Annotated in this window: 22 protein-coding genes; 12 read left to right on the plus strand and 10 right to left on the minus strand. The window is 75.0% G+C overall.

What is annotated here, in order from left to right; translation table 11 throughout:
- Positions 1–6 precede the first annotated feature (6 nt).
- Entirely contained in the window at positions 7–441 is a 435-nt protein-coding gene (locus AB1207_RS12000; RefSeq protein WP_367638561.1) for a metallopeptidase family protein, read from the minus strand.
- An 88-nt stretch (positions 442–529) separates the two neighbouring features.
- Here AB1207_RS12000 and AB1207_RS12005 point away from each other — a divergent pair, with 88 nt between their 5' ends.
- The 10 genes from AB1207_RS12005 (at position 530) to AB1207_RS12050 (ending at position 9,411) form a co-directional block, all read left to right on the plus strand.
- Positions 530–946 (plus strand): DUF3499 domain-containing protein, encoded by a 417-nt coding sequence (locus AB1207_RS12005; protein ID WP_367638563.1) that lies wholly within the window; start codon positions 530–532, stop codon positions 944–946.
- 86 nt (positions 947–1,032) lie between these two features.
- A complete protein-coding gene (locus AB1207_RS12010; RefSeq protein WP_367638564.1) occupies positions 1,033–1,302 on the plus strand; it encodes a hypothetical protein in 270 nt (89 codons plus the stop codon).
- A gap of 82 nt (positions 1,303–1,384) precedes the next feature.
- Positions 1,385–2,854, plus strand: a complete 1,470-nt coding sequence (locus tag AB1207_RS12015; RefSeq protein WP_367638566.1) for a phosphomannomutase/phosphoglucomutase — start codon at positions 1,385–1,387, stop codon at positions 2,852–2,854.
- The gene (locus AB1207_RS12020) at positions 2,851–3,075 is read left to right on the plus strand and encodes a Trm112 family protein (RefSeq protein ID WP_367638567.1); all 225 of its coding nucleotides are present in this window, start codon (positions 2,851–2,853) and stop codon (positions 3,073–3,075) included. The genes AB1207_RS12015 and AB1207_RS12020 overlap by 4 nt, the downstream gene beginning before the upstream one ends.
- Positions 3,072–4,232: an SIS domain-containing protein gene (locus AB1207_RS12025; protein WP_367638568.1), complete on the plus strand. Its 1,161-nt coding sequence runs from the start codon at positions 3,072–3,074 to the stop codon at positions 4,230–4,232. Before AB1207_RS12020 ends, AB1207_RS12025 begins: the two co-directional genes overlap by 4 nt.
- 183 nt (positions 4,233–4,415) lie before the next feature.
- Complete coding sequence (gene ahcY, locus AB1207_RS12030; RefSeq protein WP_367638570.1) at positions 4,416–5,882, plus strand: adenosylhomocysteinase; 1,467 nt, start codon at positions 4,416–4,418, stop codon at positions 5,880–5,882.
- Positions 5,883–5,961: 79 nt separating this feature from the next.
- Entirely contained in the window at positions 5,962–6,573 is a 612-nt protein-coding gene (locus tag AB1207_RS12035) for an SGNH/GDSL hydrolase family protein (RefSeq protein ID WP_367638571.1), read from the plus strand.
- Positions 6,574–6,598: 25 nt separating this feature from the next.
- The gene (locus AB1207_RS12040; RefSeq protein WP_367638572.1) at positions 6,599–6,841 is read left to right on the plus strand and encodes a hypothetical protein; all 243 of its coding nucleotides are present in this window, start codon (positions 6,599–6,601) and stop codon (positions 6,839–6,841) included.
- A gap of 43 nt (positions 6,842–6,884) precedes the next feature.
- Positions 6,885–8,894: a glycogen debranching protein GlgX gene (glgX, locus tag AB1207_RS12045; RefSeq protein WP_367638573.1), complete on the plus strand. Its 2,010-nt coding sequence runs from the start codon at positions 6,885–6,887 to the stop codon at positions 8,892–8,894.
- A 31-nt stretch (positions 8,895–8,925) separates the two neighbouring features.
- Positions 8,926–9,411, plus strand: a complete 486-nt coding sequence (locus AB1207_RS12050; protein WP_367638574.1) for a hypothetical protein — start codon at positions 8,926–8,928, stop codon at positions 9,409–9,411.
- Positions 9,412–9,432: 21 nt separating this feature from the next.
- Here the strand turns inward: AB1207_RS12050 and AB1207_RS12055 are convergent, their stop codons facing one another.
- Positions 9,433–10,329: an RDD family protein gene (locus AB1207_RS12055; RefSeq protein WP_367638576.1), complete on the minus strand. Its 897-nt coding sequence runs from the start codon at positions 10,327–10,329 to the stop codon at positions 9,433–9,435.
- Between the two features lie 62 nt (positions 10,330–10,391).
- Here AB1207_RS12055 and AB1207_RS12060 point away from each other — a divergent pair, with 62 nt between their 5' ends.
- The gene (locus tag AB1207_RS12060; RefSeq protein ID WP_367638577.1) at positions 10,392–12,353 is read left to right on the plus strand and encodes a S9 family peptidase; all 1,962 of its coding nucleotides are present in this window, start codon (positions 10,392–10,394) and stop codon (positions 12,351–12,353) included.
- Here AB1207_RS12060 and gap read toward each other — a convergent pair.
- Together gap and AB1207_RS12070 are read right to left on the minus strand one after the other, a co-directional pair.
- Positions 12,340–13,350 carry a type I glyceraldehyde-3-phosphate dehydrogenase gene (gene gap, locus AB1207_RS12065; protein ID WP_367638578.1) on the minus strand — a complete coding sequence of 337 codons (1,011 nt, stop codon included), beginning with the start codon at positions 13,348–13,350 and terminating at the stop codon, positions 12,340–12,342. The two genes, AB1207_RS12060 and gap, sit on opposite strands and share 14 nt — an antisense overlap.
- Before the next feature lie 100 nt (positions 13,351–13,450).
- Positions 13,451–14,413, minus strand: coding sequence for a GlxA family transcriptional regulator (locus tag AB1207_RS12070; RefSeq protein WP_367638580.1), 963 nt, complete (start codon positions 14,411–14,413; stop codon positions 13,451–13,453).
- Positions 14,414–14,435: 22 nt separating this feature from the next.
- On the opposite strand from AB1207_RS12070, the gene AB1207_RS12075 reads away from it, so the two are divergent.
- A complete protein-coding gene (locus AB1207_RS12075) occupies positions 14,436–15,434 on the plus strand; it encodes a stage II sporulation protein M (RefSeq protein WP_367638581.1) in 999 nt (332 codons plus the stop codon).
- Here AB1207_RS12075 and AB1207_RS12080 read toward each other — a convergent pair.
- From AB1207_RS12080 to AB1207_RS12105, 6 genes are all read right to left on the minus strand, one after another.
- Positions 15,401–16,804 carry an AAA family ATPase gene (locus tag AB1207_RS12080; protein ID WP_367638582.1) on the minus strand — a complete coding sequence of 468 codons (1,404 nt, stop codon included), beginning with the start codon at positions 16,802–16,804 and terminating at the stop codon, positions 15,401–15,403. The genes AB1207_RS12075 and AB1207_RS12080 overlap by 34 nt on opposite strands.
- Before the next feature lie 7 nt (positions 16,805–16,811).
- Entirely contained in the window at positions 16,812–17,756 is a 945-nt protein-coding gene (locus AB1207_RS12085) for a serine hydrolase domain-containing protein (protein ID WP_367638583.1), read from the minus strand.
- 9 nt (positions 17,757–17,765) lie between these two features.
- Positions 17,766–19,196, minus strand: coding sequence for an HNH endonuclease signature motif containing protein (locus tag AB1207_RS12090; RefSeq protein ID WP_367638584.1), 1,431 nt, complete (start codon positions 19,194–19,196; stop codon positions 17,766–17,768).
- 228 nt (positions 19,197–19,424) lie between these two features.
- Positions 19,425–22,907, minus strand: a complete 3,483-nt coding sequence (locus AB1207_RS12095) for a bifunctional diguanylate cyclase/phosphodiesterase (protein ID WP_367638585.1) — start codon at positions 22,905–22,907, stop codon at positions 19,425–19,427.
- A 3-nt stretch (positions 22,908–22,910) separates the two neighbouring features.
- Positions 22,911–24,728, minus strand: coding sequence for an ABC transporter ATP-binding protein (locus tag AB1207_RS12100; protein WP_367638586.1), 1,818 nt, complete (start codon positions 24,726–24,728; stop codon positions 22,911–22,913).
- Complete coding sequence (locus AB1207_RS12105) at positions 24,725–26,251, minus strand: ABC transporter transmembrane domain-containing protein (protein WP_367638587.1); 1,527 nt, start codon at positions 26,249–26,251, stop codon at positions 24,725–24,727. Before AB1207_RS12105 ends, AB1207_RS12100 begins: the two co-directional genes overlap by 4 nt.
- Positions 26,252–26,352: the final 101 nt, after the last annotated feature.

Here is a 26,352-nt window from a genome sequence, read left to right on the forward strand (position 1 = left end):
GAGGGCTCACTCGCCGTAGCGGGGGTCCACGTCCTCGGGCGGCAGGTCCAGCAGGTGCGCCACCTGCTCGACCACGACGTCGGCGACGAGGTCGTCGAGGTCGTCGCCGTCGGCCCGCGTCTCCAGCGGCCGGCGGTAGAGCACGACACGGGCGGGACGCTGCCCCTGGGCCGGGAACAACCGGCCCAGGGGCACGACGTCGTCCTCCCAGGGGGCCGGGTCCGACGGGGGCACGTCCTCCACGGCGAACTCCACGCCCGCCAGCTGCTCGGCCCAGCGCCGCTCCAGCAGCTCCACGGCGTCCAGGACGAGGTCGTCGAAGCGCTCGGCCCGCGTCCGCGCGGCGGGCAGGGACGCAGGCAGCAGCGGCCCGCGCAGGCCGCGACCGTGGCGGTCACGGCGTCGGCGGGGGCGCGTCTGCGCCCGGCGTCGGAGGACCACCGGGCGAGAGTACCCGCGACCGTCCCCCGCGACGCGCCCTCCCGACGGTGCACAGCAACCGCCCCGGGTGCGGGGTAGCGTGCCGCGCGTGACCACCCGCACCCCAGGAACGAACGCCTCCCGCCCGGGAGCCGGCCGATCCACCGCACCCAGCGCCCGGCGCTGCTCGCGGACCGCCTGCGGGGGCACCGCCGTGGCGACCCTGACCTACGTCTACAGCGACTCCACCGCCGTCCTGGGTCCGCTCGCCACGTTCGCCGAACCGCACACCTACGACCTGTGCGCCGTCCACGCCGAGCGCCTGACGGCCCCCCGCGGCTGGGAGGTCGTCCGCCTCGCCCCGGAGCTGCTCGAGGCGGCCAAGCACCACGACGACCTCGACGCGCTCGTGGACGCCGTCCGCGACCGTCCCCTCGCCGGCCGCGGCGCCCGGGCCATCGACCCCGACGCCCCCGCGGTCCGCCGCGGGCACCTGCGGGTCATCGGGGACCGCGACCAGGTCTGAGACCCTCCCGGCGCCGCCGGGGCCGGTTCCCTCGCGTCACCCGGTCGGAGGACTCAACCCGGCGGGCACCCTGCCGATGGAGTCCCGTGCCCGCCGCCAACGCGCCCCGCGCCTCCCGCCGTCCCCGTGCCGCCCGCACCGCCCCGCCGCTGGGCTCGCTGACCCAGGCGGCCCACCGCGAGACCGCCGTGTGCGCGCACTGCGGCAGCGAGCGCGTCACCCAGCTGTCGATGTCCCTCACCGACGGCACCCCCGTGCAGTTCGTGTCCTGCCACGTCTGCGAGGAGCGCAGCTGGATGTCCGCCGCCGGCCCCATCACCGTCGACGGCGTCCTGGAACGGTCGCGCAAGCGCTGAGAGCACCCGGGACCACCCGGCCGGGGCAGCGCGGGGCTCCACGACAGGGGCGCTGCGGGGTGTCGCTTGTAGGCTCCCGAGCGTGACCGCCCCGACCGTGAACCTGTCGTCCGTCATCAAGGCCTACGACGTCCGGGGCACCGTCCCCGACCAGCTCGACGCCCGCGTCGTGCGCGCCATCGGCGCCGCCTTCGCCGAGGTCGTCGTCCTGCCCGAGACGCCCGCGGGCCAGGGCGCCAAGGCCGTCGTCGGGTACGACATGCGGCCCTCCTCCCCGGAGCTGTCCGCCGCGTTCGCCGACGGGGTCGCCTCCCGCGGGGTCGACGTCACCGTCATCGGCCTCTGCTCCACCGACGGCCTGTACTTCGCCAGCGGGTTCCTGCAGGTCCCCGGCGCCATGTTCACGGCCAGCCACAACCCCGCCCAGTACAACGGCATCAAGCTCTGCCGCGCGGGCGCCAAGCCCGTCGGCCAGGACACCGGCCTGTCCGCCGTGCGCGAGCTGGCCCAGAGCTGGCTCGACTCCGGCGAGGTCCCCGACGGCACCGGCGCCGTCGGGACCGTCGACGAGCAGGACCTGCTGAAGGCCTACGCCGCGCACCTGCGCTCCCTCGTCGACCTCACCGGGGGCCGCCGCCTCAAGGTCGTCGTCGACGCCGGCAACGGGATGGGCGGGTTCACCGCTCCCGCCGTCCTCGGCGACGACGCCGGGCTGCCCGCCCTGCCGCTGGACGTCGTCCCGATGTACTTCGAGCTCGACGGGACGTTCCCCAACCACGAGGCGAACCCCCTGGACCCGGCGAACCTCGTCGACCTCCAGCGGGCCGTCCCCGCCGAGGGCGCCGACATCGGCCTGGCCTTCGACGGCGACGCCGACCGCTGCTTCGTGATCGACGAGAAGGGCGACCCCGTCAGCCCCAGCGCCGTCACCGCGATGGTCGCCCGGCGCGAGATCGCCAAGGAACTGCGCGCCGGCCGCCAGCCCGTCGTGATCCACAACCTCATCACCTCCCGGGCCGTGCCGGAGATCATCACCGCCGACGGCGGAACCCCCGTCCGCACGCGTGTCGGGCACTCCTTCATCAAGCAGCGCATGGCCGAGGAGGGGGCCGTCTTCGGCGGCGAGCACTCCGCGCACTACTACTTCCGCGAGTTCTGGTCGGCCGACACCGGCATGCTCGCGGCGATGCACGTCCTGGCCGCGCTCGCCGAGCAGGACCGGCCGCTGTCCGAGCTCGCCGCGGAGTACGAGCTGTACGCCGCCAGCGGGGAGATCAACTCCACCGTCGACGACGCGGCCGCCGTCACCGAGGCCGTCGTCGAGGCGGTCACGGCGACCGCCGCGGCCGAGGGGGAGACGCTCGAGGTCGACCGGCTCGACGGGGTGACGGTGTTCCACCCGGCGTCGCAGGCGCAACCGATGTGGTGGTTCAACCTGCGGGCCTCCAACACCGAACCCCTGCTGCGGCTGAACGCCGAGGGCGCCGACGAGGCCACCATGGCCGTGATCCGCGACCGGGTGCTCGCGATCGTCCGCGGGGAGTCGGCGTGAGCGCCCCGCAGGAGTCCGCCGAGGTTTCGAAGGCGACCGACTGGGTCCTGGAGCTCCTGCGCTGCCCGCTGACGGGTCAGCCGCTGCACCCCGTGACCGTCGACGGCGCGCCGTTCCTCGCCACCGCTGACGGCATCCGCTACCCCGTCGTGGACGGCGTCCCCGTGCTGCTGGCCGACGCCGCCCTCGACGTCCCCGGGACTGCCGGGGAGGCGTCGTGACCGCCCTGGACGAGACGCTGCTGGCCGACGGCGACGCCCTCGCCGCGGCCGACGTCGGCGGTGTCCTGCGGGCCCTGGCCAGCGCCGGGGCCCAGGTCCGCGAGGCGCTCGACCTCTCTGCCGAGGCCGGGGTCGCGCGCCTGGCCGACGACGACCGGCCCCGCGCCGTCGTCGTCGCCGCGCTCGCGGGCAGCTCCGCCGTCGCCGACGTGCTCCTGGCCCTCGCCGGCCGGAACTGCCCCGTCCCGGTCGTCGTCCGGCACGGCGGCCCGCTGCCCAGCTGGGTCGGACCACTGGACCTCGTCATCGCCGTCTCGCTGTCCGGGCGCGCGCCCGGCCCGGTGGCGCTCGCGGTGGAGGCCTCGCGCCGCGGGGCCCGCGTCGTCACGGTCGCGGGGGAGGGCTCCCCGCTGGCCGAGGTCGGCGCGCGGAACGGCAACGTGCAGGTCCGGCCCGCCCGCGGCGTCCGCGCCGACGGCGGCGACCCGCGGTCCTCGCGCGTGGCGCTGTGGTCGCTCCTGACCCCCGTCCTCCTCGCCTGCGACGCCATGACGCTGCTGAAGGCCTCCCCGGCCGACCTCGCCGGGGTGGCCGACCGCCTCGACGCCGAGGCCGAGGCGTCCCGTCCGTGGACCGAGACCTTCGTCAACCCGGCCAAGAACCTCGCGCTGGAGCTGTCCGGCGCCGTCCCGGTCGTCCTGGCCGACGGCGACCTCACGGCCGCCGCGGCCCGGCGCGCCGCGTCGATGCTGGCCCGCACCGCCCGCGTGCCCGCCGTCAGCGGGGCGCTGCCGGACGACGCCAGCGAGGTCGTCGCGACGTTCGGCGGCCCCTTCGCCACGGGCGGCGTCGACGACGTCTTCGCCGACCCGTTCCTCGACGGGCCGAGCGGCCCGCGGCAGCGGCTCGTCGTCCTGCGCGACGCCCCCGGTGCCGTGCGCGACGAGGACCGCCGCCTCGCCGACGCCGTCACCCAGACCGCCTCCGACGCGGGAGTGCGGACCTCGGAGGTCGTCGCCGACGACGGGACCCCGCCCCAGCGGCTCGCCCAGCTCATCGCCCGCACCGACTTCGCCGCGGCCTACCTGGCGCTCGCGTCGGGGACGGACCCGGCCGTCTCGCCGCAGGTCGCCGACCTCAAGGACCGGCTGGGCTGACAGCGCGGCCCCGCCAGGTCCGGCCTGCGCAGCGTTCCGGGTGGCCCACAGCACACCGGACCGGGCAGGTCGGGGACGTCCACGCCGCGTAGTCTGGAGGACGCTCCGGCGCGCGGGGATGCCGCACGAGGCCCAGAGGGGCCGTGCCGGGGGAACGTCACGAACCGTCACGAGAGGACGAGAATGTCTTTCGAGTACCAGGTCCGGGACCTCTCCCTGGCCGAGGCCGGACGTCACGAGCTGCGTCTGGCCGAGCACGAGATGCCCGGGCTCATGGCGCTGCGCGCCGAGTTCGGCGAGTCCCAGCCGCTGGCCGGCGCCCGCATCGCCGGCTCCCTGCACATGACGGTGCAGACCGCCGTCCTCATCGAGACCCTCGTCGCCCTGGGCGCGCAAGTCCGCTGGGCCAGCTGCAACATCTTCTCCACCCAGGACCAGGCCGCCGCGGCCGTCGTCGTCGGTTCCGGCACCCCCGAGGCGCCCGCGGGCGTCCCCGTCTTCGCCTGGAAGGGCGAGACGCTCGAGGAGTACTGGGCGCTGGCCGAGCGCATCTTCGACTGGGGCACCGACGCCGAGGGCCACCGCGTCGGCCCGAACATGATCCTCGACGACGGCGGCGACGCCACCATGCTCGTCCTGGAGGGCAAGCGCTTCGAGGCCGCGGGCGCCGTCCCGGCGACGACCCCGGACGACTCCGAGGAGTACGCCGTCGTCCTCGAACTGCTGCGGAAGAGCCTCACCGAGGACCCGCAGCGCTGGACGCGCGTCGCCGACGGCATCCGCGGCGTCACCGAGGAGACGACGACGGGGGTGCACCGCCTCGCCGAGTACCACCGCAACGGCGTGCTGCCCTTCCCGGCCATCAACGTCAACGACTCGGTGACGAAGTCGAAGTTCGACAACAAGTACGGCACGCGGCACTCCCTCATCGACGGGATCAACCGCGGCACCGACATCCTCATCGGCGGCAAGACGGCCGTCGTGTTCGGCTACGGCGACGTCGGCAAGGGCTGCGCGGAGTCGCTGCGCGGCCAGGGCGCCCGCGTCGTCGTCACCGAGGTCGACCCCATCAACGCCCTGCAGGCCGCGATGGACGGCTACCAGGTCGTCCGCCTCGAGGACGTCGTGCGCACCGCCGACATCTTCATCACCGCGACGGGCAACAAGGACGTCATCATGGCGGCCGACATCGCGAAGATGAAGCACCAGGCGCTCGTGGGGAACATCGGCCACTTCGACAACGAGATCGACATGCTCGGCCTGTCCCGCATCCCGGGCGTCGAGAAGGTCGAGATCAAGCCGCAGGTGCACGAGTGGCGCATCCCCGCCGGGGCGGACGGCGTCGAGGCGCACAGCGTCATCGTGCTGTCCGAGGGCCGCCTGCTGAACCTGGGCAACGCGACGGGGCACCCGAGCTTCGTCATGTCGAACTCGTTCGCCAACCAGGTCGTGGCGCAGATCGAGGTGTTCACCAAGCCGGACGAGTACCCGGTCGGCGTGCACCGCCTCTCCAAGAAGCTCGACGAGAAGGTCGCGCGCCTGCACCTCGACGCGCTCGGGGTCCGGCTCACCGAGCTCACGAAGTCGCAGGCCGAGTACATCGGCATCAACGTCGAGGGTCCGTACAAGCCGGAGCACTACCGCTACTGAGCGCTCCCGCCCCACGCCTGACGACGCCCGGCACCCCACTCGGGGTGCCGGGCGTCGTCGTCCCTGGTCGACTGGTCAGGTGTCGTCCGAAACCCTCCGGTTGTCCCTCTTCGGCGACTCCCTCGCAGCAGGCGTGGGGGCGAGCTCGACGGCGGACACCCTGGGGCCCTTGCTGATCGCCGACCTCGCCGCCGCCGGTGTCGCGGCCGAGCACCGGGTCTTCGCGGTGTCCGGGGCGCGCAGTTCGGCGCTCGCGGGACAGGTCGCGGCGGCGGGGGCGTGGCCCCAGGTGGCCGTCGTCGTCGTCGGTGCCAACGACCTCACCCACGCCGTCCCGGCGGGCCAGGCGGTCGCGGAACTCACCGCCGCGCTGCGGAGCCTGCGCGGGGCCGGGGTCGAGGTCGTCCTCGTGCCGGCCCCGGACCTCGCCGTCGTCGCCCACGTCCCGCCGGCGCTGCGGGAGTTCGCCCGCACCGCCAGCGCGGACCTCCGCGCGGCGCAGACCCGCGCGGCGGTCGAGCTGGGTGTGGCGGTGGCGGACACCTCCGGCGCGTCGGTGGAGTTCGCCCGCGACCCCTCGATGTTCTCGGCCGACCGCTTCCACCCCTCCTCCGCCGGGTACCGGCGCATCGCCGCCGACGTGGCACCGCTCGTGCGGGCCGCGGCGCGCGCTGTCCACGGACCGCGGTGAGGGCCCCGTCTGGGACCATGGCCCGATGAGCTTGGAGGACGCCGCGTCGTGGGCCACGATCGCCGGTGGTGTCGCGGTGCTCGCCGCGTTCCTGCGCGGCTGCGTCCTCGTCGCGATGAAGTACCACCACCGCGAACAGCGCCGCTGGGAACGGACCGAGCAGGGGCTCGACTCGGGCCGGTTGCGGTGGTTCACGTGGGTGCGGGCCCGGTGGCGTCTGCTGTGGGCCACGGGGCGGTTGCGCACCCGCCGGGAGGAACGCGGCTGACCTCCGGCGCGCGGACGGCTCGAACTGCCCGCAGGATCGGACGGTGAGCGACAGCACCCCCTACCCCCTCGGCGTCACCCTGCGCGAGAACGGGTTGAACGTGGCCGTGTACTCCGAGACGGCCGAGGCCGTCGACGTGGCGGTCTTCGACTCCGACGGCGCCGAGACGCGCCACCGGCTGGACCAGCGGACGGGGCACGTGTTCCACGGCCTCGTGCCGGGAGGCGTCGGCACCCGCTACGGGTTCCGCGTGCACGGCGAGTGGGAACCGGGGGAGGGGCTGCGCCACAACGCCGCCAAGCTCCTCCTGGACCCGTGGGCCAAGGCCGTCGAGGGGTCCTGGGGCGCCGGTGAGGAGACCTTCGGGCACACCTTCGACGACCCCGAGCAGCGCAACGACGCCGACTCGGCCGCGTCCGTGGCCAAGGCCGTCGTCGTCGACCCGTCCTTCGACTGGGGCGACGACGCCCCGCCGCGCGTGCCGTACGCGGACACGGTCGTCTACGAGGTGCACGTCAAGGGCTTCACCCAGCAGCACCCCGACGTGCCCGAGGAGATCCGTGGCACGTACGCGGGGCTCGCGCACCCGGCCGCGATCCAGCACCTCGTCGACCTCGGGGTCACGACGGTGGAACTGCTGCCGGTCCACCAGTTCGTCCAGGACTCCCACCTCGCCGAGAAGGGCCTGCGGAACTACTGGGGCTACAACTCGATCGGCTTCTTCGCCCCGCACAACGAGTACAGCGCAGCCGGCGACGGTGGCGGGCAGGTCGCGGAGTTCAAGGAGCTCGTCAAGGCCCTGCACGCAGCCGGTCTCGAGGTCGTCCTCGACGTGGTCTACAACCACACCGCCGAGGGGAACCACCTGGGCCCGACGCTGTCCCTCAAGGGCATCGACAACGGCTCCTACTACCGCGTCGTGGAGGAGGAGCCGGAGAGCTACTTCGACACCACCGGGACCGGCAACTCCCTCAACGTCTCCCACCCCGCGGCGCTGCAGCTCGTCCTGGACTCGCTGCGGTACTGGGTGAGCGAGATGCACGTCGACGGGTTCCGCTTCGACCTGGCCACGACGCTGACGCGCCAGTGGGGCGACGCCCACGTGCACTCCGCGTTCCTCGACATCGTGCACCAGGACCCGGTCCTGGCCCCCGTCAAGCTCATCGCCGAGCCGTGGGACACCCAGGGCTACCAGGTGGGCGGGTTCCCGGCCCGGTGGTCGGAGTGGAACGGGAAGTACCGCGACGAGGTCCGCGACTTCTGGCGCGGTCAGGGGTCGCTGGGCGAACTGACGCAGCGCCTCACGGGCAGCCCCGACGTCTACGAGGCCGACCGCCGTTCACCGCTGTGCAGCGTGAACTTCCTCACCGCCCACGACGGTTTCACCCTCGCCGACCTGACCGCCTACGACGAGAAGCACAACGACGCCAACGGCGAGGGCGGTGCCGACGGCGAGAGCGACAACCGGTCGTGGAACTGCGGAGCCGAGGGGCCCACGGACGACGAGGGGGTCAACGCCCTGCGCGCCCGGCAGCGGCGGAACCTGCTGACGACGCTGCTGCTGAGTTCCGGGGTCCCGATGATCCTCGGCGGCGACGAGTTCGGCCGCACCCAGCAGGGCAACAACAACGCCTACTGCCACGACGACGAGCTGTCGTGGTTCGACTGGTCGGCCGTCGACGCCGACCTGCTCGCCTTCACGCGCGACCTCCTCACGTTGCGCCGCGAGACGCCGGCCCTGCGGCCGGAGTGGTACTCCGGCACCGCCGGCCCGAACACCGTCTCGCTGCGCGCGGACGGGGAACCGATGGGGCAGGCGGAGTGGGACGACACCAACGCCCGCGCCTACGCGGTGCAGTTCCAGGCCGAGGGGTCGGCGACGGTGCTGCTGCTCGTGAACGGGGCCACGAACCCCGTCGAGTTCACCGTCCCGCCGGCGCCCGGCGGGCCCTGGAAGCTCGTCGTGTCCTCGGACCCGCAGCAGGAGGTGGGCCGCGAGGTCGCCGAACTGCTCGTGGGGGAGTGGTCCACGACGGTGCTGCGGTCCGCCTGACGCGTCTCGTGCGGGCTGGCACGATCGTGGGGTGCTGAGACCCCACCGCTGGCCGCCCGCCGCCGAACCCGAGGACCTCGGGGCCGTCGTCCACGGCCCCGTGGTCCTCGCTCGCGCTCCCGGCATCGTCGCGGCCCTGCGCTGCGTCTTCGCCCACTCCGAAGGGTTGTCACTGCCCTTCGTCCTGCGCGCCGAGGGGGTCCAGGCCGAGGCGGCGTCGCGGCAGAGCCAGTGGGGTGCGGTCGACGAGGACGGACCGCAGGGGTGGTCCGAACCGGTGGTGGTCGTGCGCGTGGGCAAGCACGAGGGGTTCGCCGACCCCGCCCAGGCCCGGGGCTCGGCCGGGGACGACGCCTACGACCTCGACGCGAACTTCTGGATCGACGTCCTGCCGGACGAGCTGTCCGGGAACCGCCTGGAGCTCACGGTGTCCTGGCCGCAGGCCGGGTTGCCCGAGACGACGACGGTGCTGACGCTGCGGCCGTGGACCCCCGAGGAGGTCCTGCGGCTGCTCTGAGTCGGAGGCCACCGGGTGGCGTCAGAGCCGCCCGATCGTCCGTTCCAGCTCGCGGGTCCGGTTCTCGCGGCGTTCCATCCGGGCGTGCTCGCGGTCCCGGCGCTCCACCAGCACGGCGACGAGGAACCGCTCGGGGTCGGTGCCGGGCGGCGGCGCGGGGGAGACGTGCGGCAGCAGGGCGTCGGCGAGCTGCACGCGCAGGGCTTCTCGGGACGCGGGGTTCAGCGTCCCGGTGCGGGCGAGGAACTGCCGGGCCGCCGTGGTCGTCGCCAGCGGCAGCCGCCCGATGTCGGCGGACCGGGCCCAGCCGGCGAGCTCCGGGGGCATGGGCGGCAGCGGCCGGTGGCGGGCCGCGGTCCGCTCGCGGACGACGTAGGTCCCCGCGAGGAGGTCCCCGAGGCGCTTGCCGCGCGCGTTGACGAGCGAGCAGATGATCGCGGGGCTGCCCGCCAGGGCCCACAGCTCGAAGAACCCCGTGACGGCGCGGACGAGGCAGTGCCGGAAGCGCACCGGCCCCCCGTCGTCCCGGACGGCCCGCACCCCGAGCACGAGCTTGCCGACGGACCGCCCGCGCGTCGCGGTCTCGACGGCCGTCGGGATGCCCACCAGGCACAGCACCGTGACGCTCAGCCCCAGCGCCGCCGTCGTGGCCTCGCTGCTGTCGCTCAGCAAGGAGGTCGACCCGACGACGGCCGCCAGGAGGACGATCCCGACGAGGACGGCGTCGAGGACGGCGGCCAGGATGCGGGAGGCGAACGAGGCCGCGCGCAGCCCGAGGACGACCGCTTCCCCCGTGACGATCTCCCCGACGGGCTCACCGACGATCCCAGCGACGGGCAACCCGACGGGTTCCCCGGCCGGCGGCGCGACGGCCGGGGCGGCCTGGTCGTCGACGGGCGGCGGGGCGGGGGTGCTCACGCGTCCACGGTACCGACGCAGGCCCGCGGGGAGCGTGGTGCGGCCGGGGCTACGGTGGGTCGGTGGACTCCCACGGAGCGTGGACCTCACCGGTGCAGGCCGCCGACGTCGCCGCGGCCGGCCTGCGGTTCTCCGGCGTCGCCGTCGAGGCGGACGGCACCGTCTGGTGGGCCGAGGGCCGCCCGGCCGAGGGCGGCCGCGTCGCCGTCCTGCGCCGTGCCCCGGACGTGGACGCGGACTCGATCGAGGAGTTCGCCCCCGACCTCGACGCCCGCACCCGCGTCCACGAGTACGGCGGGGGTTCCTGGTCGCCCGTGCCCGGGGGCGGACTCGTGCTGGCCTCCGCCACCGACCAGCGGTGGTTCCACGTCGCGGCTCCCGGCGCCGCACCCCGCGCCCTCGTGCCGGCCGACGGCGTCCGCTACGCCGATGCCGTGCCCTGGGGCGACGGCGTCCTCCTCGTCGCCGAGGAGCAGGACGCGACCGGCCGCGGCGGTGCGCTGCGGCGCAGCCTCGTCCACGTCCCCCTGGACGGGTCCGCGGTCACCGCCGGTCCCTCCGAGCTCTTCACCGGGCCGGGCTTCCTCGCCGCCCCGCGCGTCTCGCCGGACGGCCGCCGGCTCGTGTGGACCAGCTGGGACCACCCGGACATGCCGTGGCAGCGGACGCAGTTGTGGACGGCGGAGCTGTCGTCCGGCCCCGACGGCCCGCGGCTGCGGGACGCCCGCGTCCTGACCGGCGAGGGAGGTCGAGAGTCCCTCGTCCACCCGGGCTTCGCCCCCGACGGCACCGTGCTCGTGGTGAGCGACCGCAGTGGGTTCTGGAACCTGTGCGAGGTCGGGGAGGGCGGGGACCTGCGGGCCCTGCTGCCCGAGGACGCCGAGCAGGGTTTCCCGCCGTGGACGTTCGGGACCACGTCGTGGGCCGCCCTGGGCGACGGACCGGACGACGACCGGGTCGCCCTGCTACACGCCGCGACCGGGGAAGGTGTCGGGTACCGGCTCGACGTCCTGCACCGTCGCAGCGGCCGCCTCGACGTGCTGGACCTGCCGTTCACGGCGTACCTGCCCGCGGTGTCCGCCGCCGGGGGCTGGATCGGGGCGGTCGCCGCGTCCCCGGAACTGTCGGCGCGGGTCGTCCGCACCGGGGTGGACGACGGGGCGGTCCTCACCGTCCGGACGGCCGGGCCGTCGCCGGACCCGGCCTACCTGCCGGTGCCGCAGTTCCTCACCGTCCCCAGCGAGGGCGGCCGGTCGGTGCACGCGTACCGGTACCCGCCCACGCACCCCGACCACGCCGAGGCGGGTCCCGCCCCGCACGTGCTGTTCGTGCACGGCGGGCCCACGGCCCAGTCGCTCGCGGCGTACTCGCCGGAGGTCGCGTTCTTCACCTCCCGCGGCATCGGCGTGGTCGACGTCCAGTACGGCGGGTCGACGGGGTACGGCCGCGCCTACCGCGAGGCGCTGGACGGGAACTGGGGCATCGTCGACGTCGGGGACTGCGCGGCGGTCGCCCGGTACCTCGTCGCCGAGGGCCTGGCCGCGCCGGGGAAGGTCGGGATCCGCGGCGGCAGCGCCGGGGGTTTCACCGTCCTGGCCGCCCTCACCGGCACGGACGCGTTCTCCGCGGGGACGTCGTACTACGGCGTCGCCGACCTGCGGGCGCTGGCCGAGGACACCCACGACTTCGAGTCCCGCTACCTGGACTCCCTCGTCGGGCCGCTGCCGGAGGCCGCCGACGTTTACGCGCAGCGCGCACCGCTGCACCACGTCGACGGGCTGATGTGCCCCGTCCTGCTGCTGCAGGGGGCCGACGACCCGGTCGTCCCCCGGCAGCAGGCCGAGGTCTTCGCCGACGCGCTGCACCGCAAGGGGTTGCCGCACGCGCTCGTCGTGTTCCCCGGCGAGCAGCACGGGTTCCGGCGGGCCGAGAACGTCATCGCCAGCCTGGAGGCCGAACTGTCGTTCTACGGGCAGGTCTGGGGTTTCGACCCGCCGGGGATCCCGCGGCTCAGCCTGCGCTGAGCAGCCGCAGGGTGTCGACGACGCGGTTCGAGAACCCCCACTCGTTGTCGTACCAGGCGACGACCTTGACGTGGCGGCCGTCGACGCGGGTCAGGGCCGAGTCGAACACCGAGGAGTGCGGGTTGCCCGTGATGTCGCTGGAGACCAGGGGTTCGGCGGAGAACTCCAGGACGCCGCGCAGCGGACCGTCGGCCGCCGCGCGGTAGGCGGCCAGGACGTCCTCGCGGGTGACGTCGCGGGCGACGACGGTGTTCAGCTCGACGATCGAGCCGACCGGCACCGGGACGCGGATCGAGTCGCCCGACAGCTTCCCGTCCAGCTGCGGCAGCACGAGCCCGATGGCCTTGGCGGCGCCCGTGCTCGTCGGGACGATGTTCACGCCGGCGGCGCGCGCCCGGCGCAGGTCGCGGTGCGGGCCGTCCTGGAGGTTCTGCTCCTGGGTGTACGCGTGGACCGTCGTCATGAACCCGTGCTCGATGCCGGCGAGGTCGTCGAGGACCTTCGAGAGCGGGGCGAGGGCGTTCGTCGTGCACGAGGCGTTCGAGACGACGACGTGCCGCTCCGGGTCGTACGCGTCGGTGTTCACGCCGAAGGCCAGCGTGACGTCCGCGCCGTCGGCCGGGGCCGAGACGAGGACCTTGCGCGCCCCCGCCGCGACGTGGGCCTTGGCCGCGTCGGCCGACGTGAACCGCCCGGTGGACTCCAGGACGAGGTCGACGTCCAGCTCGGCCCACGGCAGGTTCGCCGGGTCGCGTTCGGCGAGCACGCGGATGCGGTGCCCGTCGACGACGAGGTGGTCCCCGTCGACCTCGACGGTGCCAGCGAAGCGGCCGAGCGTGGAGTCCCAGCGCAGCAGGTGGGCGAGGGCCTCGGGAGCGGTGAGGTCGTTGACCGCGACGACCTCCAGGCCGGTCGGGGTCACGGCGTCGCGGGCCAGGAGCGCGCGGAGCGAGGAGCGGCCGATGCGGCCGAAGCCGTTGATGGCGATGCGGGTCATGGCTCCACGATCGGCGGCGCGGAGGCGCCCGACCAGTGGCGAGACAGCCGTCGTCCGCAAGCTTCTCGCCACCTGAGCCCCCCGGAGGGCCTCCGGAGGGTCAGGGGGCGAAGGTGTGGCGGTAGTCGCTGGGCGAGGTCCCGAGGATCCGGGAGAAGTGCAGGCGCAGGTTCGCGCCCGTCCCGAGGCCGACGCGGGAGGCGACCTGCTCGACGCCGAGGTCGGTGCGCTCCAGCAGCTCGCGGGCCGCGTCGACGCGGGCCCGCAGCACCCACTGCATCGGCGTGTAGCCGGTGTTCTCCACGAAGCGGCGCGAGAACGTCCGCGTCGACACCCGCGCGTGCCGGGCGAGGTCGGCCAGGGTCAGCGGTTCCCCGAGGCGCGCCAGCGCCCACTCGCGGGTGCCCGCGAACACCTCCCCGACACCCTCGGGCACGCTGCGGGGCACGTACTGCGCCTGCCCGCCGCTGCGGTAGGGCGCGGCGACGAGGCGGCGGGCGACGTGGTTGGCGTGAGCGACGCCCTGGTCGCGGCGCAGCAGGTGCAGGCACAGGTCGAGGCCCGAGGCGGCCCCCGCGGACGTCAGCACGTCCCCGGCGTCGACGAAGAGGACGTTCTCGTCGACCTGGACCGAGGGGAAGCGCTGGGCGAGGGCCCGGGTGTAGTGCCAGTGCGTCGTGGCGCGGCGGCCGTCGAGCACCCCCGCCGCGGCGAGGGCGAAGGCGCCCGTCGAGATGGCGGCGAGCCGGGTGCCGCGGTCGTGCGCCGCGCGCAGCGCCTGGACGACGGCGGCGGGCGGTTCCGTCGTGGCGGGTTCGCGGTAGCCGGGGACGAACACCGTCTGCGCCCACGCCAGCGTCTCGAGCCCGGACTCCACCGAGTACGCCAGTCCCTCGCCGCCGCGGACGAGCCCGGGCGCGGCGCCGCACACGCGCAGCTCGTACGGCATCGAGGGCCGCCGGGAGAAGACCTGGGCCGGGATGCCCACGTCGAGCGGTTTGGCGCCGTCGAGGACGAGGACCGCGACCCGGTGCAGCGGTGCGGGCGACGCCTCCGGACCCATGCCCGGACGTTAGCCTGCCGGGGTGGACGTCGACGCCTTCCGAGCGGTGCACGAGCACGAGTGGTCGCGGTTGCGCCGCCTCGTCGCGCGCCGGCGCCTCGACGGGGCCGAGGCCGACGAGCTCGTCGTGCTCTACCAGCGCACCGCGACCCACCTGTCGGCCCTCCGGTCGGCGCAGTCCGAACCCGTGCTGCTCGACGAGCTGTCCACGCTGCTCGTCCGCGCGCGGGCCCGCCTCACCGGGTCCCGGTACACGGCCTGGCGCCAGCTGGTGCACTACGCGACGCGCGGGCTGCCCGCGGCGTTGTGGCGGCTGCGGTGGTGGACGACCGGCGCCTTCGTCTTCACCACGGTCATCGCCGTCGCCGCGGGGGTGTGGATCGCCGGGAACCCGGCGGCGCAGGCGAGCCTGTTCGGGTCCGACGAGAACATCCGTCAGCTCGTGTACTCCGACTTCGAGAACTACTACAGCGAGTACAGCAGCGCCGCGTTCTCCGGCCGGGTCTGGACGAACAACGCCTGGGTCGCCGCGACGTGCATCGCCCTGGGCATCACCGGTCTGCCCGTCCTCGCCGCGCTGGCCAGCAACGCCGTCAACGTGGGCCTGCAGGGCGGTCTGCTCATCGAGAACGGGCGCGGGGAGGTGTTCTTCGGCCTCATCCTCCCGCACGGGATCCTCGAACTGACGGCGGTCTTCGTCGCCGCCGGAGCCGGTCTGAAGCTGTTCTGGGCGTGGGTCGCACCAGGACCCCGGAGCCGGTCGAGTTCGCTGGCGACCGAGGGCCGCGCGATGTTCGGCGTGGCCCTCGGTCTCGTCGTCGTGCTGTTCGTCTCCGGGATCATCGAGGGTTTCGTGACGCCCTCGGGGTTGCCGACGTGGGCGCGCATCGGCATCGGTGTCCTGGCCGAACTCGTGTTCTGGACGTACTGCCTCGTCCTGGGCCGGCCCGCCGCCCGCGCGGGGGAGACGGGCGACCTCGAGGAGCGCTACGCGGGCGACTCCCTGCCCACGGCCGGCTGACCCGCACTGCCCAGGAGACTGCGGGTGAGTTCCTCGGCGTCGGACAGCAGTTCGTCGAGCGCGGAACGGACGTCGTCGTCGGTGACGTCGTGCCCGGCCTCGGCCCCGACGAGCACGGCCCGGCGCAGGAGTTCGCGGGCGAAGCTCGCCGTCACGCCCTCGGTGCGGTCCGCGGCCTCCTCCAGCACCGCCTCCGACAGCGGCAGGTCCCGCGCGTAGAGGCGGAACAGCGCGCTGCGGGCCGCCCGGTCCGGCAGCGGCACCTGCACCGCGAGGTCGACGCGGCCGGGCCGTTGCGCCAGGGCGCGTTCGAGCAGGTCGACGCGGTTCGTGGTCAGCAGGAACGCGACGTCGGCGTCCCCGTCGAGCCCTTCCATGGCGTCGAGCAGCTGGAACAGCAGCGGCCGCTGACCGGGGTCGAACCCGCGGTCCTCGGCGACGAGGTCGCAGTCCTCCAGCACGACGACGGCGGGTTGCATGGCGCGGGCCAGGTGCGCCGCCGTCGTGACGTGCGCGAGGGACTCCCCGGCGAGCAGGACGACGGTGGTGCCCTCCGCGCGGGCGACGAGGTGGCGGACCGTGAGCGTCTTGCCGGTCCCGGGCGGCCCGTAGAGCAGCACCCCGCGCTTGAGGTGCTGACCGGCGCCCGACAGTCGCGCCGCGTGCGCACCGACCCCGACGACGTGCCGGGCGATGCGGTCCAGGGACCCCGGCGGCAGCACGACGTCCTCGGCCGCGACCTGCGGCCGGTGCAGGAACGTGATCCCCGCGTTCTGGGGTTCGAACGGCGACCCCGAGAACGACAGGACCTGCCCCCGCAGCACGCTGTGCTCCACCATGAGCCGGCGGACCTCGGTGATGAACTCGGCGACGACGGCCTCGTCGGGGCAGACGACCTCGAAGCAGCTGGGTTGCCCGAACTGCCGCTGCGCCGCGCGCTGCAGCAGCGCGACGGGCGTCCCGGAGTACCGCAGCATCCGCACCCCGAAGCCCACGGCGCGCCGGCTCGCGTCCGGTCCTGTCGGCAGGTTCACGCGGTCGACGGCACCCAGGCCGAACCGAGCCCACCGGCTCCCGAGCATGTCCGAGAAGGAGTGGTGCGCGCGCTGGTCGCCACCGCCCACGCCGACGACGCGCTCCCCGCCGCCGCGTTCGGCCAGCAGTGCGAGCGCGATGTCGAGGTCGACGAACTGGTGCTCGGGGACCTCTTCGCGCACGACCGGCAGGTCCTGGACGGCGACGCCGAGGTGGTCCCCGACGACGTCCCCGATCTGCGGCCCACCCTGCCCCGGTTCGGTCAGCGGGGAGTGGACCGCCTCTTCGAGGTAGCGGCGGACCAGCCGGGCCAGGTCGATCGTCTCGTCGTCCACGCCCCGATCATGACGGCGGCATCAGCCGCTGCGCCAGGGACTTCCGGAACGGCGCGAGGTCGACCAGCGCGCGGTCAGGGTGGACGCGGTTCGTCAGGAGGACCAGGCACGTCCCCGCGTCCGGGTCCAGGAGGAGCGACGTCCCCGTGAACCCCGTGTGCCCGCGCTGGTGGGGGCCGGTCATCCACGTCGCGTCGCCCGTGCGCAGCCCCTCGCCGACCTCGAGCGTCCCGGCCAGCAGCGCGCGGCCGACGGCCAGCACGTCGTCGGCGGTGCCGAACAACCCCGCGTTCCCCGCCGGCCGGGCCAGCGACTGCGCGAACTCGTCGTGCACCACCCCGCGCGGGGTCCCGCTCTCCGTCGCGAGCACGGGCCCCGTGGCGGGTCGGTCCACCAGGCCCCAGTCCAGGCCCGGGATCCCCAGCGGCCCGCTGACGAACTCCTCCACGAGGGAGTCCAGCCCCTGCCCGGTGGCCTCCTCCAGCAGGTGCCCGAGGGTGACGAAACCGACGCAGGAGTACCGGAAGACCGCCCCCGGCGGGGTGACCAGCGGTGAGTCCAGCGCGCGCTGCAACCGCTGGGCCGGACGCAGGTCGCCGCGCCGCCAGACGTCCGACTCCGCGGGCAGTCCCGAGGTGTGCGCGACGAGCTGGCGCGGGGTGAAACCCCGCTCGGTGGGCCGGTCGAGGTCGACCGCCCCGACGTCGGCGAGCGCGTGGGCGACCGCGGCGACGGGCACCTTCGTCAGCGACGCGAGGTCCGCCCGGGTGGCGGAGTCCACCGGCGTCGCGTCGTCGAGCCCCAGGGTTCCCGCGGCCGCCCGGTGCACCCGCCCGGTGGCGTCCGAGAACGCCGCGGTCGCGCCCGTGAACAGGCTGCGCCGCAGTCCGTCCGCGAGCGCGTCGCGCAGGACGTCGTCCGGGGACGGCGCGGGCGTCGCGGTTGCGGTCACGTCCGCACGCTACGCCGCGTCGTCCTGTTCGAGGGCGCGGGCGAGTTCCCGCGTCCTCTGCAGCAGGGCGGGGTGGTCGTTGCGCGTCCACGGTCCGGGGGTCATGAGCTTCCCCAGGTCCCGTTGGAGGCGTCTGGCCTCGGGTAGCCCGTCCTCGCCGAACCGGGCTTCGAGGCGGCCGGCGTGGAGGGCTCGGTGGTCCCTGCCGCAGAGGAGGACGAGGTTGTCGATGCTGGTGGGTCCGCCGTCGGACCAGTGGACGACGTGGTGCAGGTGGCAGGCCCAGGCCGGGGCCCCGCAGCCGGGGGCGATGCAGCCGCGGTCGCGTTCGGCGACGATGAGGCGCTGGTTGTCGGTGGCGTGCCGTTCCAGGGTGTGCAGGGGGCGGGGCCGGCCGAGGCGGTCCATGACGGCGACGGTGACGTCGCCGTCGCAGGAGGCGGCGCGCAGGGTGGCGTCGGTGATGGGGCCGTGGGTGTCGGCGGTGGCGGTGCCGTTCTGGAGCTGCCCGGTGTCGTCGAGGGTGGCGCGCAGGACGACGGTGGCCTTGTGCGCGACGGCGGGGTCGGTGCTGCTGGCGGGGTGGTGGGCGCCGGTGGTGACGAGGTCGACGAGGCCGTCGTGGCGGCGTTGCCCGAGCGAGCGGGTGTCGTCACCTGATGCCGTGGGCAGGGGTTTGGCGGCGGCTTCGAGGGCGGAGCGGACGACGACGGCGGCGGCTTCGTCGAGGTCGAGGGTCATGCGCAGCATGCCGTGGTGGCGGGTGAAGGTGAGGGTGCGGCGGCTGGCGGAGTCCGGTTCGAGGTCGCGGACGTGCCGGTCGCTGCGGTCGGGATCGACAAGGGTCAGGACGTCCTCGACCAGGGCCGTGGCGGTGCCCAGGGGTTGGGGAGCGATGGAGGTCGTGAAGAACCCGTCGAGCACCTCACCGCGGTGCTGGGTGGTCCACACGCGCCGTCCGTCGTCCTGGCGCACTTGCACCGCGATGGTGCCGCGGCGCAGGTGCGTGGGAATGGACTGCAACGCGGTGACGGCGCCGTGCACGTGCGCCAGGGTGGTGTTCCCGCACGCCAGTTCCCCACCCATGAGGGCGAGGGATCCGCGGTCCACGTCGAGTCCGCCGATGCGTCCGTCCCAGGGGACGTCGGGGTCGGTGTGCCGGGCCGCGGCGACGTCCTTGCGCGCCAGGGTGCGGGACAGGTTCACCGGGGAGGTCGCGAGCAGGTCCACCACGGAACTCTCGGGGACGTGCTCCAGGGCGCGTCGCAGGAGGTGGAGTTTGGCGGCGTCGAGGCGGTTGCCGAGGGCGTAGAGCGACCGGGCGAGGTGGTCGACGTCGTCGCGGTCGAGGGTTCCGGTGGGCAGGGTGAGGACGTCGTCCAGCGCGGCGGCGAGACGCGTGAGGGCGTCGGCTGCGCGGTCCTGGACGGTGGGGGTCACGTGTTCCAGGATAGTCGAACAAGCCCTGTGGCGACAGGTAGAGGCGATCGTAACTTTCTGCGGTGCAACGCTTCGCACGCAGTTCACTGCTGCTGAGGAGTTGTCCACAGGTGGTCGTTCCCCGGTCCCACCGAGGAACGTTTCGCGACCCGTCGTCGAGTTCCAGTGCCGGGCGAACCCCCGCGAAGCAACCCCGGCGCGAAGCCTCGGCGCGCGCTGGACAGGCCCTCACACCGCCAGCGGGACCCGGGAGAGCAGAGCCGGCAGGTCGGCGGCCGGGACCGGGCGGGCGAAGCGGTAGCCCTGCGCCGTCGTCGCCCCGTACGCCCGCAACAGGTCGGCCTGCGCAGCGGTCTCGACGCCCTCGGCGACGACCTGCATCCCGAGGGCCCGGCCGATGCCGAGCACGGCGCGCACGACGGCGTCGCAGCGCCGGTCCCGGCCCAGCCCGGCGACGAACTGCAGGTCGATCTTCAGCAGGTCGACCGGCAGTTCGGTCAGCCGGGCAAGCCCGGAGTACCCCGTGCCGAGGTCGTCGATGGCGATGCGCACCCCGCGGGCGCGCACGGTCTCGAGGTCCCCGAGCAGCGCGTCCGTGATGCGCGTCGTGTGCGTCTCGGTGAGTTCCAGCACGAGCAGGTGCGCGGACAGGCCGGTCTGGGCGAGCACCCGGTCGACCTGCTCGGCGAGCGACCCGCCGAGCTGCTCGGCCGAGACGTTGACGTGCACGGCCGGGGCGTCCGGTCCGAGCGCGCGCTCCCACTGCGCCGCGAGGTCGCACGAGGTGCGCAGGACGAACTCCCCGACGGCGGGCATGAGCGGGGAGGCCTCGAGGACGTCGAGGAAGGCGCCGGGGGCCAGCACGGTCCCGTCGGCGCGGCGCCAGCGCAGCAGGGTCTCGACCGCGTCGACGCGACCGCTGCCGAGGTCGACGATGGGCTGGCCGAACATCTCGAACTCGCCCGCGCCGACGGCCGCGGCCAGTTCCGGCAGCAGCCGCTCGGCCCGGTCGAGGCGTTCGCGGTCGCGGTGGTCGTAGGCGAACGACCGGTTCTTCCCGGCGCGCTTGGCCGCGTACATCGCGAGGTCGGCGTTCTGCAGCAACCGGTCCGGGGTCCCGCCGTCCCGGGGTTCTGCGCTGCCGGGACACGGGTCGTGGACGGCGCTGCCGACGCTGACCCCGACCGTGACCGTCCCGCCGGGCAGGTCGACGGGTTCGCGCACGGCGTCGAGCACGCGGCGGCCCAGGCGTTCGAGGTCGGCGGCGTCGGTGCCCGGGCACACGACCGCGAACTCGTCCCCACCCAGCCGGGCGACGGTGTCCTCCGCGCGCGTCAGGGTCGCCAACCGCGAGGCCACCTCGCGCAGGAGGGCGTCCCCGGCCGCGTGCCCGGCGCTGTCGTTCACGGCCTTGAACCCGTCGAGGTCGATGACGAGCACGCCGACGGGCCCGCCGCCGGTGGCGGCGTCGTGCAGGGCGGCCTCGAGCCGTTCGCGCAGCAGGACGCGGTTCGGCAGGCCGGTCAGGGCGTCGTGCTGCGCCTGGTGCACCAGGGCGCTCTCGGCCGCCTTGCGCGCGGTGACGTCCTCGACCAGACACAGCAGGTACGGCTCGGCCCCGCCCTCGGAAGGACCCCCGGACGACCCCTCGGGGACGACGCGGGTGGCCGTCGTGCGTCCCCAGCCGGACCCGCCGTCGGCCCGCAGGTAGCGGTGCTCGAACTGCGCGTCGGTGACCGCGCCGTCCAGCAACGGGTCGAGGTGCCGGGCGAACTCGTCGCGGTCGGCCCACGGGACGATCGCGTGGACGTCCAGGACCCCGAGCTCCTCGGGGACCAGCCCGGTGAACTCGGTCATCGTCGCGTTCACCTGCAGGATGCGGCCGGCGGCCGACCCCACGCCGACGAGCAGCATCCCCACGGGCGCGGTGTCGAAGGCCGTGCGGAACCGCGACTCGGAGTCGGCCAGGCGGTCCTGGACGGCGACCTGCTCGGTGACGTCGGTGCCGATGGCCAGGATCCCCGAGGGCCGGCCGTCGGGGTCCAGCAACCAGCTCGTCGTGAGCGCCACCCGCCGGGCGGCGCCGTCGTGCCGGCGCAGCGTCCAGTGCCGGGTGAGCGCGCCGCCCGCGCGGCGCAGGTCCTCGACGAGCACCTCGGCCCCGGCGCGCACGTCCAGGTCGACGTCCAGGTCGACGTCCAGGTCGAGGGCACGGTCCGCCAGCTCGGCCGGGTCCAGCAGGTCGCAGACGTCCCCGCCGACGGCGGCGTCGGCCCGGACCCCGAGCAGCCGGCGCGCGCCCTCGTTGACGACGGTCACCGTCCCGCGCAGGTCCGCGGCGACGATGAGCTGCTCGGTCGCCCCCGACAGGATCCCGGCGTAGACGTCGTGCGCGCGGGCGACCTCCGCGGCCGCCTCGCGCTGGGCGGTGACGTCGCGGAAGGCGATGATCGCCCCGCCGGACCAGGACGCCCCCGCGCTGCGCGGCAGCCCGTGCGCGGCGACGTTGACGGTGGTGACGGACCCGTCGAGCAGGTTGCGGAAGGTCATGTCGTCGGAGTCGATGCGCTCACCGGACAGGGCGCGCAGCAGCGGCATCCGCGCGCCCGGGACGGGCGCGCCGGCCGCGTCGAGGACCTCGACGTAGTCGGCGAAGCGCTCGGTGGGCACGCCCGCGGGCAGGCGCGGGTAGAGCCGGCCGGCGGCGGCGTTGGCCATGAGCAGGGTGCCGTCGGCGGCGTAGACGCTCATCCCGTCGCTCGTCGTCTGGAACACGGTCCGGAGCAGGTCCGCCTGGCCCTCGGCGTCCTGGCGGGCGGCGCGGAGGTTCTCCACGAGCCGTCCCCGGTCGTCGCGCTGCAGGCCGAGCATGAGGGTCAGCAGTGTCATGAGGGCGACCATCAGCTGCACCGCGAGCACCCGCTCCGCCGGCGGTGCCGCCGCGAAGGCCCCCAGCCCGTGCAGGGAGATCACGGCGTCCAAGACCGTGACCACGAGGGTGTTGGCCGCGGCCACCCGCAGCGGGAAGCGGACGCCGATCCAGACCGTGACCGGCACCGTGAGGAACGCGAGCGAGTACACCTGCTCGACGTCGAAGAGCCACACGAACGCGCCCAGCGCCCCGAGGTTGACGAGCACGAGCTCGCCCCAGCGCGCCTGCACCGGCGCCCGGTCGGTGGAGCTGTCGGCCAGGAGCAGCCACAACCCCGCCGCCACGACCGCGGTGCTCATCCGCACGACCCAGGACAGCACCGCCGCGGCGTGGACGTCCCCCAGCAGCAGGCCGACCGACACCGTCGCGACCAGGGCGCCGACGACCGACCCCGCCAGCGCCGCCCCCGTCAGACCCCACGCGTCCGCCGGGGCGACCAGCCGCAGCGACGGGCGCCGGCGGGCGAACAGCCACGCCGCGACCCAGGCCTGCGCCAGCACGGCGGCCGAGCAGGCGAGCGCGACCGGCACCGCCAACCCGGTCAGCGCCAGGCCCGCACCGGCCGAGACGGCGATCCCCGCCGCCGCCGTGCGACGACGGCCCCGCTGGTGCCAGACGGTGCCGAGCCAGACGAAGGCGACCGCGGCGGCCGGCCAGAACGTCGTCGTCTCGCTGCCGCCGGTGCGCGAGGCCCGGCCCGCGACGACGGCGAGCGAGTGCAGGAGGAGGAAGGCCGCCAGCTGCGCGCTCGCGCTCGCCCGCCACCGTCCCGTCCCCACCTGCTAGGTGTCGGCCGCCGTCGCCGGTGCTTGAGCTGGCTGCCCCGACCGCGCCCAGGTCTCCCACAAACGGGCGTACCGGCCGCCGAGCGCGAGGAGCTCGTCGTGCGTGCCGATCTCCTCCACTCGACCGGCGGCCATGACGGCGATCCGGTCGCAGACGGCGGCCTGGCTCAGCCGGTGCGCCACGACGAGGGCCGTGCGCCCGCGCACGACGGCCAGCGCGGCCTCCTCCAGGTCGCGGGCCCCGGCGCTGCCGGCCTCGGCGGTCGCCTCGTCCAGGACCACGACGGGCGGGTCGCGCAGCACGAGCCGGGCCAGCGCGAGCTGCTGGGCGCGGGCGGGGGACAGCGGCAGCTCCCCGGGCCCCACGCGGGTCTCGAGCCCGGCGGGCAGGGCGGCCACCCAGTCCTCGGCGCCCACGACGGCCAGCGCCGCGTGCACCTTCTCGTCGCTCGCCCCGGGACGGGCCAGCGTGAGGTCCTCGCGCAGGGTGCCGGTGAAGACGTGCGACTCCTGGGCGATGACGCCGATGCGCTCGCGGACGGCCTCGGCGTCCAGCGCCGCCAGGTCGACGGTGCCCTCCGGTCCCGTGAGCGTGACGGTCCCCGCGCTCGCGGGGAACACCCCGGCGACGAGTGCGGCCAGCGTCGTCTTGCCCGCCCCGCTCTCGCCGACGACGGCCAGCGAGGTCCCGGCCCGCACGTCGAGGTCGACGTCGCGCAGGACGGGCACGGCGCCGGGGCGTTCGTCGTAGGCGTGGGTCAGGCCCCGCACGACGAGCCCGACGCGTTCACGGGGGGCGCGGGCGAGGGCCGCCGGGTCGGCGGGCGGGTCGGCGGGCAGGTCGACGACGCCGACGAGGCGGTTGAGCGCCGCGGCCGCCCGGGAGACCTCGTCGAAGGACAGCAGCAGCGTGCCCAGCGGACCGAACAGCCGGTGGAACAGCAGCGCCGCGGCGGTGACGGCGCCGACGGTGACGACGTCGCCGCGCACGAGCCAGAACCCGGTGAGCAGCAGCGCGGACAGCCCGGCGGCCTCGGCGCCGTTCATCGACATCGAGAACCGCGCGAAGGTCCGCAGCGCCGCGCGGGAGGCGCCGACGGTCCGCTCCGAGGCGACCTCGACCCGGTCGCCCTGCAGGTCGGCCATGCCGTAGGCGTGCACGGTCGAGGCGCCGTGCAGGGACTGCAGGACGACCTGGGAGCGGGCGGCCGCGACCGAGCGCTCGGTCGCGTAGAGCGGCCCGGCCTTCGGCAGGTACCAGCGCAGGCTGCCCGCGTAGACGGGGAAGACGACGCAGAACGCCAGCGCCAGGCGCCAGTCCAGGGACAGGAACCCGACCGCGGACAGCACCACCGTCACGAGGGCCGTCAGGACGTTGGCCATGAGCTGCACCGAGGCGGTGAACAGTTCGACGTCCTCGGTGACGCGCGAGGCGACGTCGCCGGAGCCGGCCCGTTCCAGGACGCGCGGGCTCATCCGCAGGGAGCGGTCGACGACGCGTTCGCGCAGGTCGGCGGCGACCGCGGCGCCGAGCCGTTCGGCGTCGCGGCGGGCCAGGGCCGTCGTGACCGCGGTCAGCAGCGCGACGACGGACAGCTGCACGACGAGCGGGGTCAGCGGCTCGCCGTCCCGCACGACGTCGACGGCGCGTCCGAGCAGCAGGGGGAGCGCGACGGTGCCCGCGCTGGAGAGCAGGGTCGTCGCGAGGGCGCGGGCCAGGTCGGCGGGGTGCGCGGCGGCCGTGCGCCACAGGACGGTCGCCGAGCGGCGGCCGGGGGCGACGGGCAGCGCGGTGGGTCCCGGGTCGTGGCTCACCGGGCCACCGCCGCGGCGTAGTCGGGGTCGCCGAGCAGGCCGGCGTGGGTGCCGCTCGCGTGCCGGCCGTCGGCGGCCAGCAGGACGACGCGGTCGCACCGCGAGAGCAGCAGGGGCGAGGACGTCACGACGACGGTGGTCCCGGATCCGGCCCGCAGCGCGCGCACCCCGGCGGCGACGCGGTCCTCGGTGACGGCGTCCAGGGCCGTCGTGGGGTCGCGCAGGACGAGCAGCTCCCGGTCGGCGGCCAGGGCCCGGGCCAGCCCGATGCGCTGGCGCTGCCCGCCGGAGACGTTGGTCCCGCCGTCGTGCAGCGGCAGGTCGAGATCGGTCGGGGCGGCCGCGGCCTCCAGCGCCGCGGCCAGGGGGACGCCGCGACCGGCCGGCACGGGGCCGGAGGCGAGGGCGTCGGCGACGTTCTCGCCGAGCAGGACGGTGTGCGCGGGTTCGACGAGCGCCCCGGGGACGGCGGCGAAGGCGGCCGTGACGGCGTCGGCGGTCGCGGTGTCCGTGGTCACGACGCCGAGGACCTCGCCGGGCACCGTCGGCACGTCCAGGGTCGCCCGCGCGGCGGGCGGGAGCGGCGCCGGGTGCAGGAGCTCGGCGACGCGGCGGGCGCTGGCCCGGGAGACCGCGAGCTGCTGGACGCAGGAGCTGATGTTGCGCACCGGGTCGGCGAGGAAGCTGGCCATCCCGACGACCGTGACGAACTCGCCGACGTCGAGGCGGCCGCGGGCGACGAACGTCCCCGCGACGGCGGCCGTGGCGACGAGGACGGCGCCCGTGGCGAGGGTGCTGACGCCGACGACGACGGACGTCGCACCGGCCGCCCCCACCGCCGCGCGCCGCGAGAGGGAGCTGGCGTGGTGGTAGCGGCGCACGGCCTCGGGCACGCCGCCGAACCCGCGCAGCGGCCGCAGCCCGGCGAGCAGGTCGGCGGCGACGGCCGCGGCGAGGCCGGCGGTGCGCTGCCGGTCGTGCACGCGCGCCTCCAGGCGGGGGGTCAGCGCCTGCAACCCCAGGACGAGCACGGGGACGGCGACGAGCAGCCCCAGGCCGAGGGCCACGTCGATGCGCAGCAGGACGACGGCCGCGACGAGCAGGCCGAAGCAGCCCGAGGCGAGGAAGCTCACGAGGCCGAGGGCCTCGGCGGTGTGCCGGGTGTCCGACGTCGCGACCGACAGGGCGTCCCCGACCTGCCGGTCCCGCAGGACGGCGGGGTCGCTCAGGACGGCCCGGGCGACGGCCGTCCGCAGGTGGTGGGCCTCGTCGAACTGGGCGCGGTCGACCACCCAGAACGCGAAGGTGCCGGCGGAGCTGAGCACGGCGAACAGCAGGAGCACCCCGGCCACGGACAGCGCGATGGCGCCGACGTCGCCGGTGGCGATCGCGCGGTCGACGGCGAGGCCGATCGCGACGGGCACGAGGGCCTCGCAGGTCTGGTGGACCATCGAGGACCCGCAGCCGACGGCGGCCGCTCGACGGTGCCGGCGCAGCACGTCGAGGACGGGGCGGGAGGACATGTGAGGTGAGCCTAACTGAGCGGTGCGAGCGGTGTCGTGGGGGTGAGGACGACCTTCTCACCCGATCGGCCCCTCCCGGCCTCACCCGGCGGGCGGCGCCC

It is taken from the genome of Kineococcus endophyticus (assembly GCF_040796495.1).
Classification (GTDB): domain Bacteria; phylum Actinomycetota; class Actinomycetes; order Actinomycetales; family Kineococcaceae; genus Kineococcus; species Kineococcus endophyticus.

What these genes read in the sequence shown, in the direction of transcription:
- ahcY (WP_367638570.1), top strand. Translation starts at nt 4,416, where the DNA reads ATGTCTTTCGAGTACCAGGTCCGGGACCTCTCCCTGGCCGAGGCCGGA.
- AB1207_RS12040 (WP_367638572.1), top strand. Translation starts at nt 6,599, where the DNA reads ATGAGCTTGGAGGACGCCGCGTCGTGGGCCACGATCGCCGGTGGTGTC.
- gap (WP_367638578.1), bottom strand. Translation starts at nt 13,350, where the DNA reads ATGACCCGCATCGCCATCAACGGCTTCGGCCGCATCGGCCGCTCCTCG.
- AB1207_RS12070 (WP_367638580.1), bottom strand. Translation starts at nt 14,413, where the DNA reads ATGGGTCCGGAGGCGTCGCCCGCACCGCTGCACCGGGTCGCGGTCCTC.
- AB1207_RS12105 (WP_367638587.1), bottom strand. Translation starts at nt 26,251, where the DNA reads ATGTCCTCCCGCCCCGTCCTCGACGTGCTGCGCCGGCACCGTCGAGCG.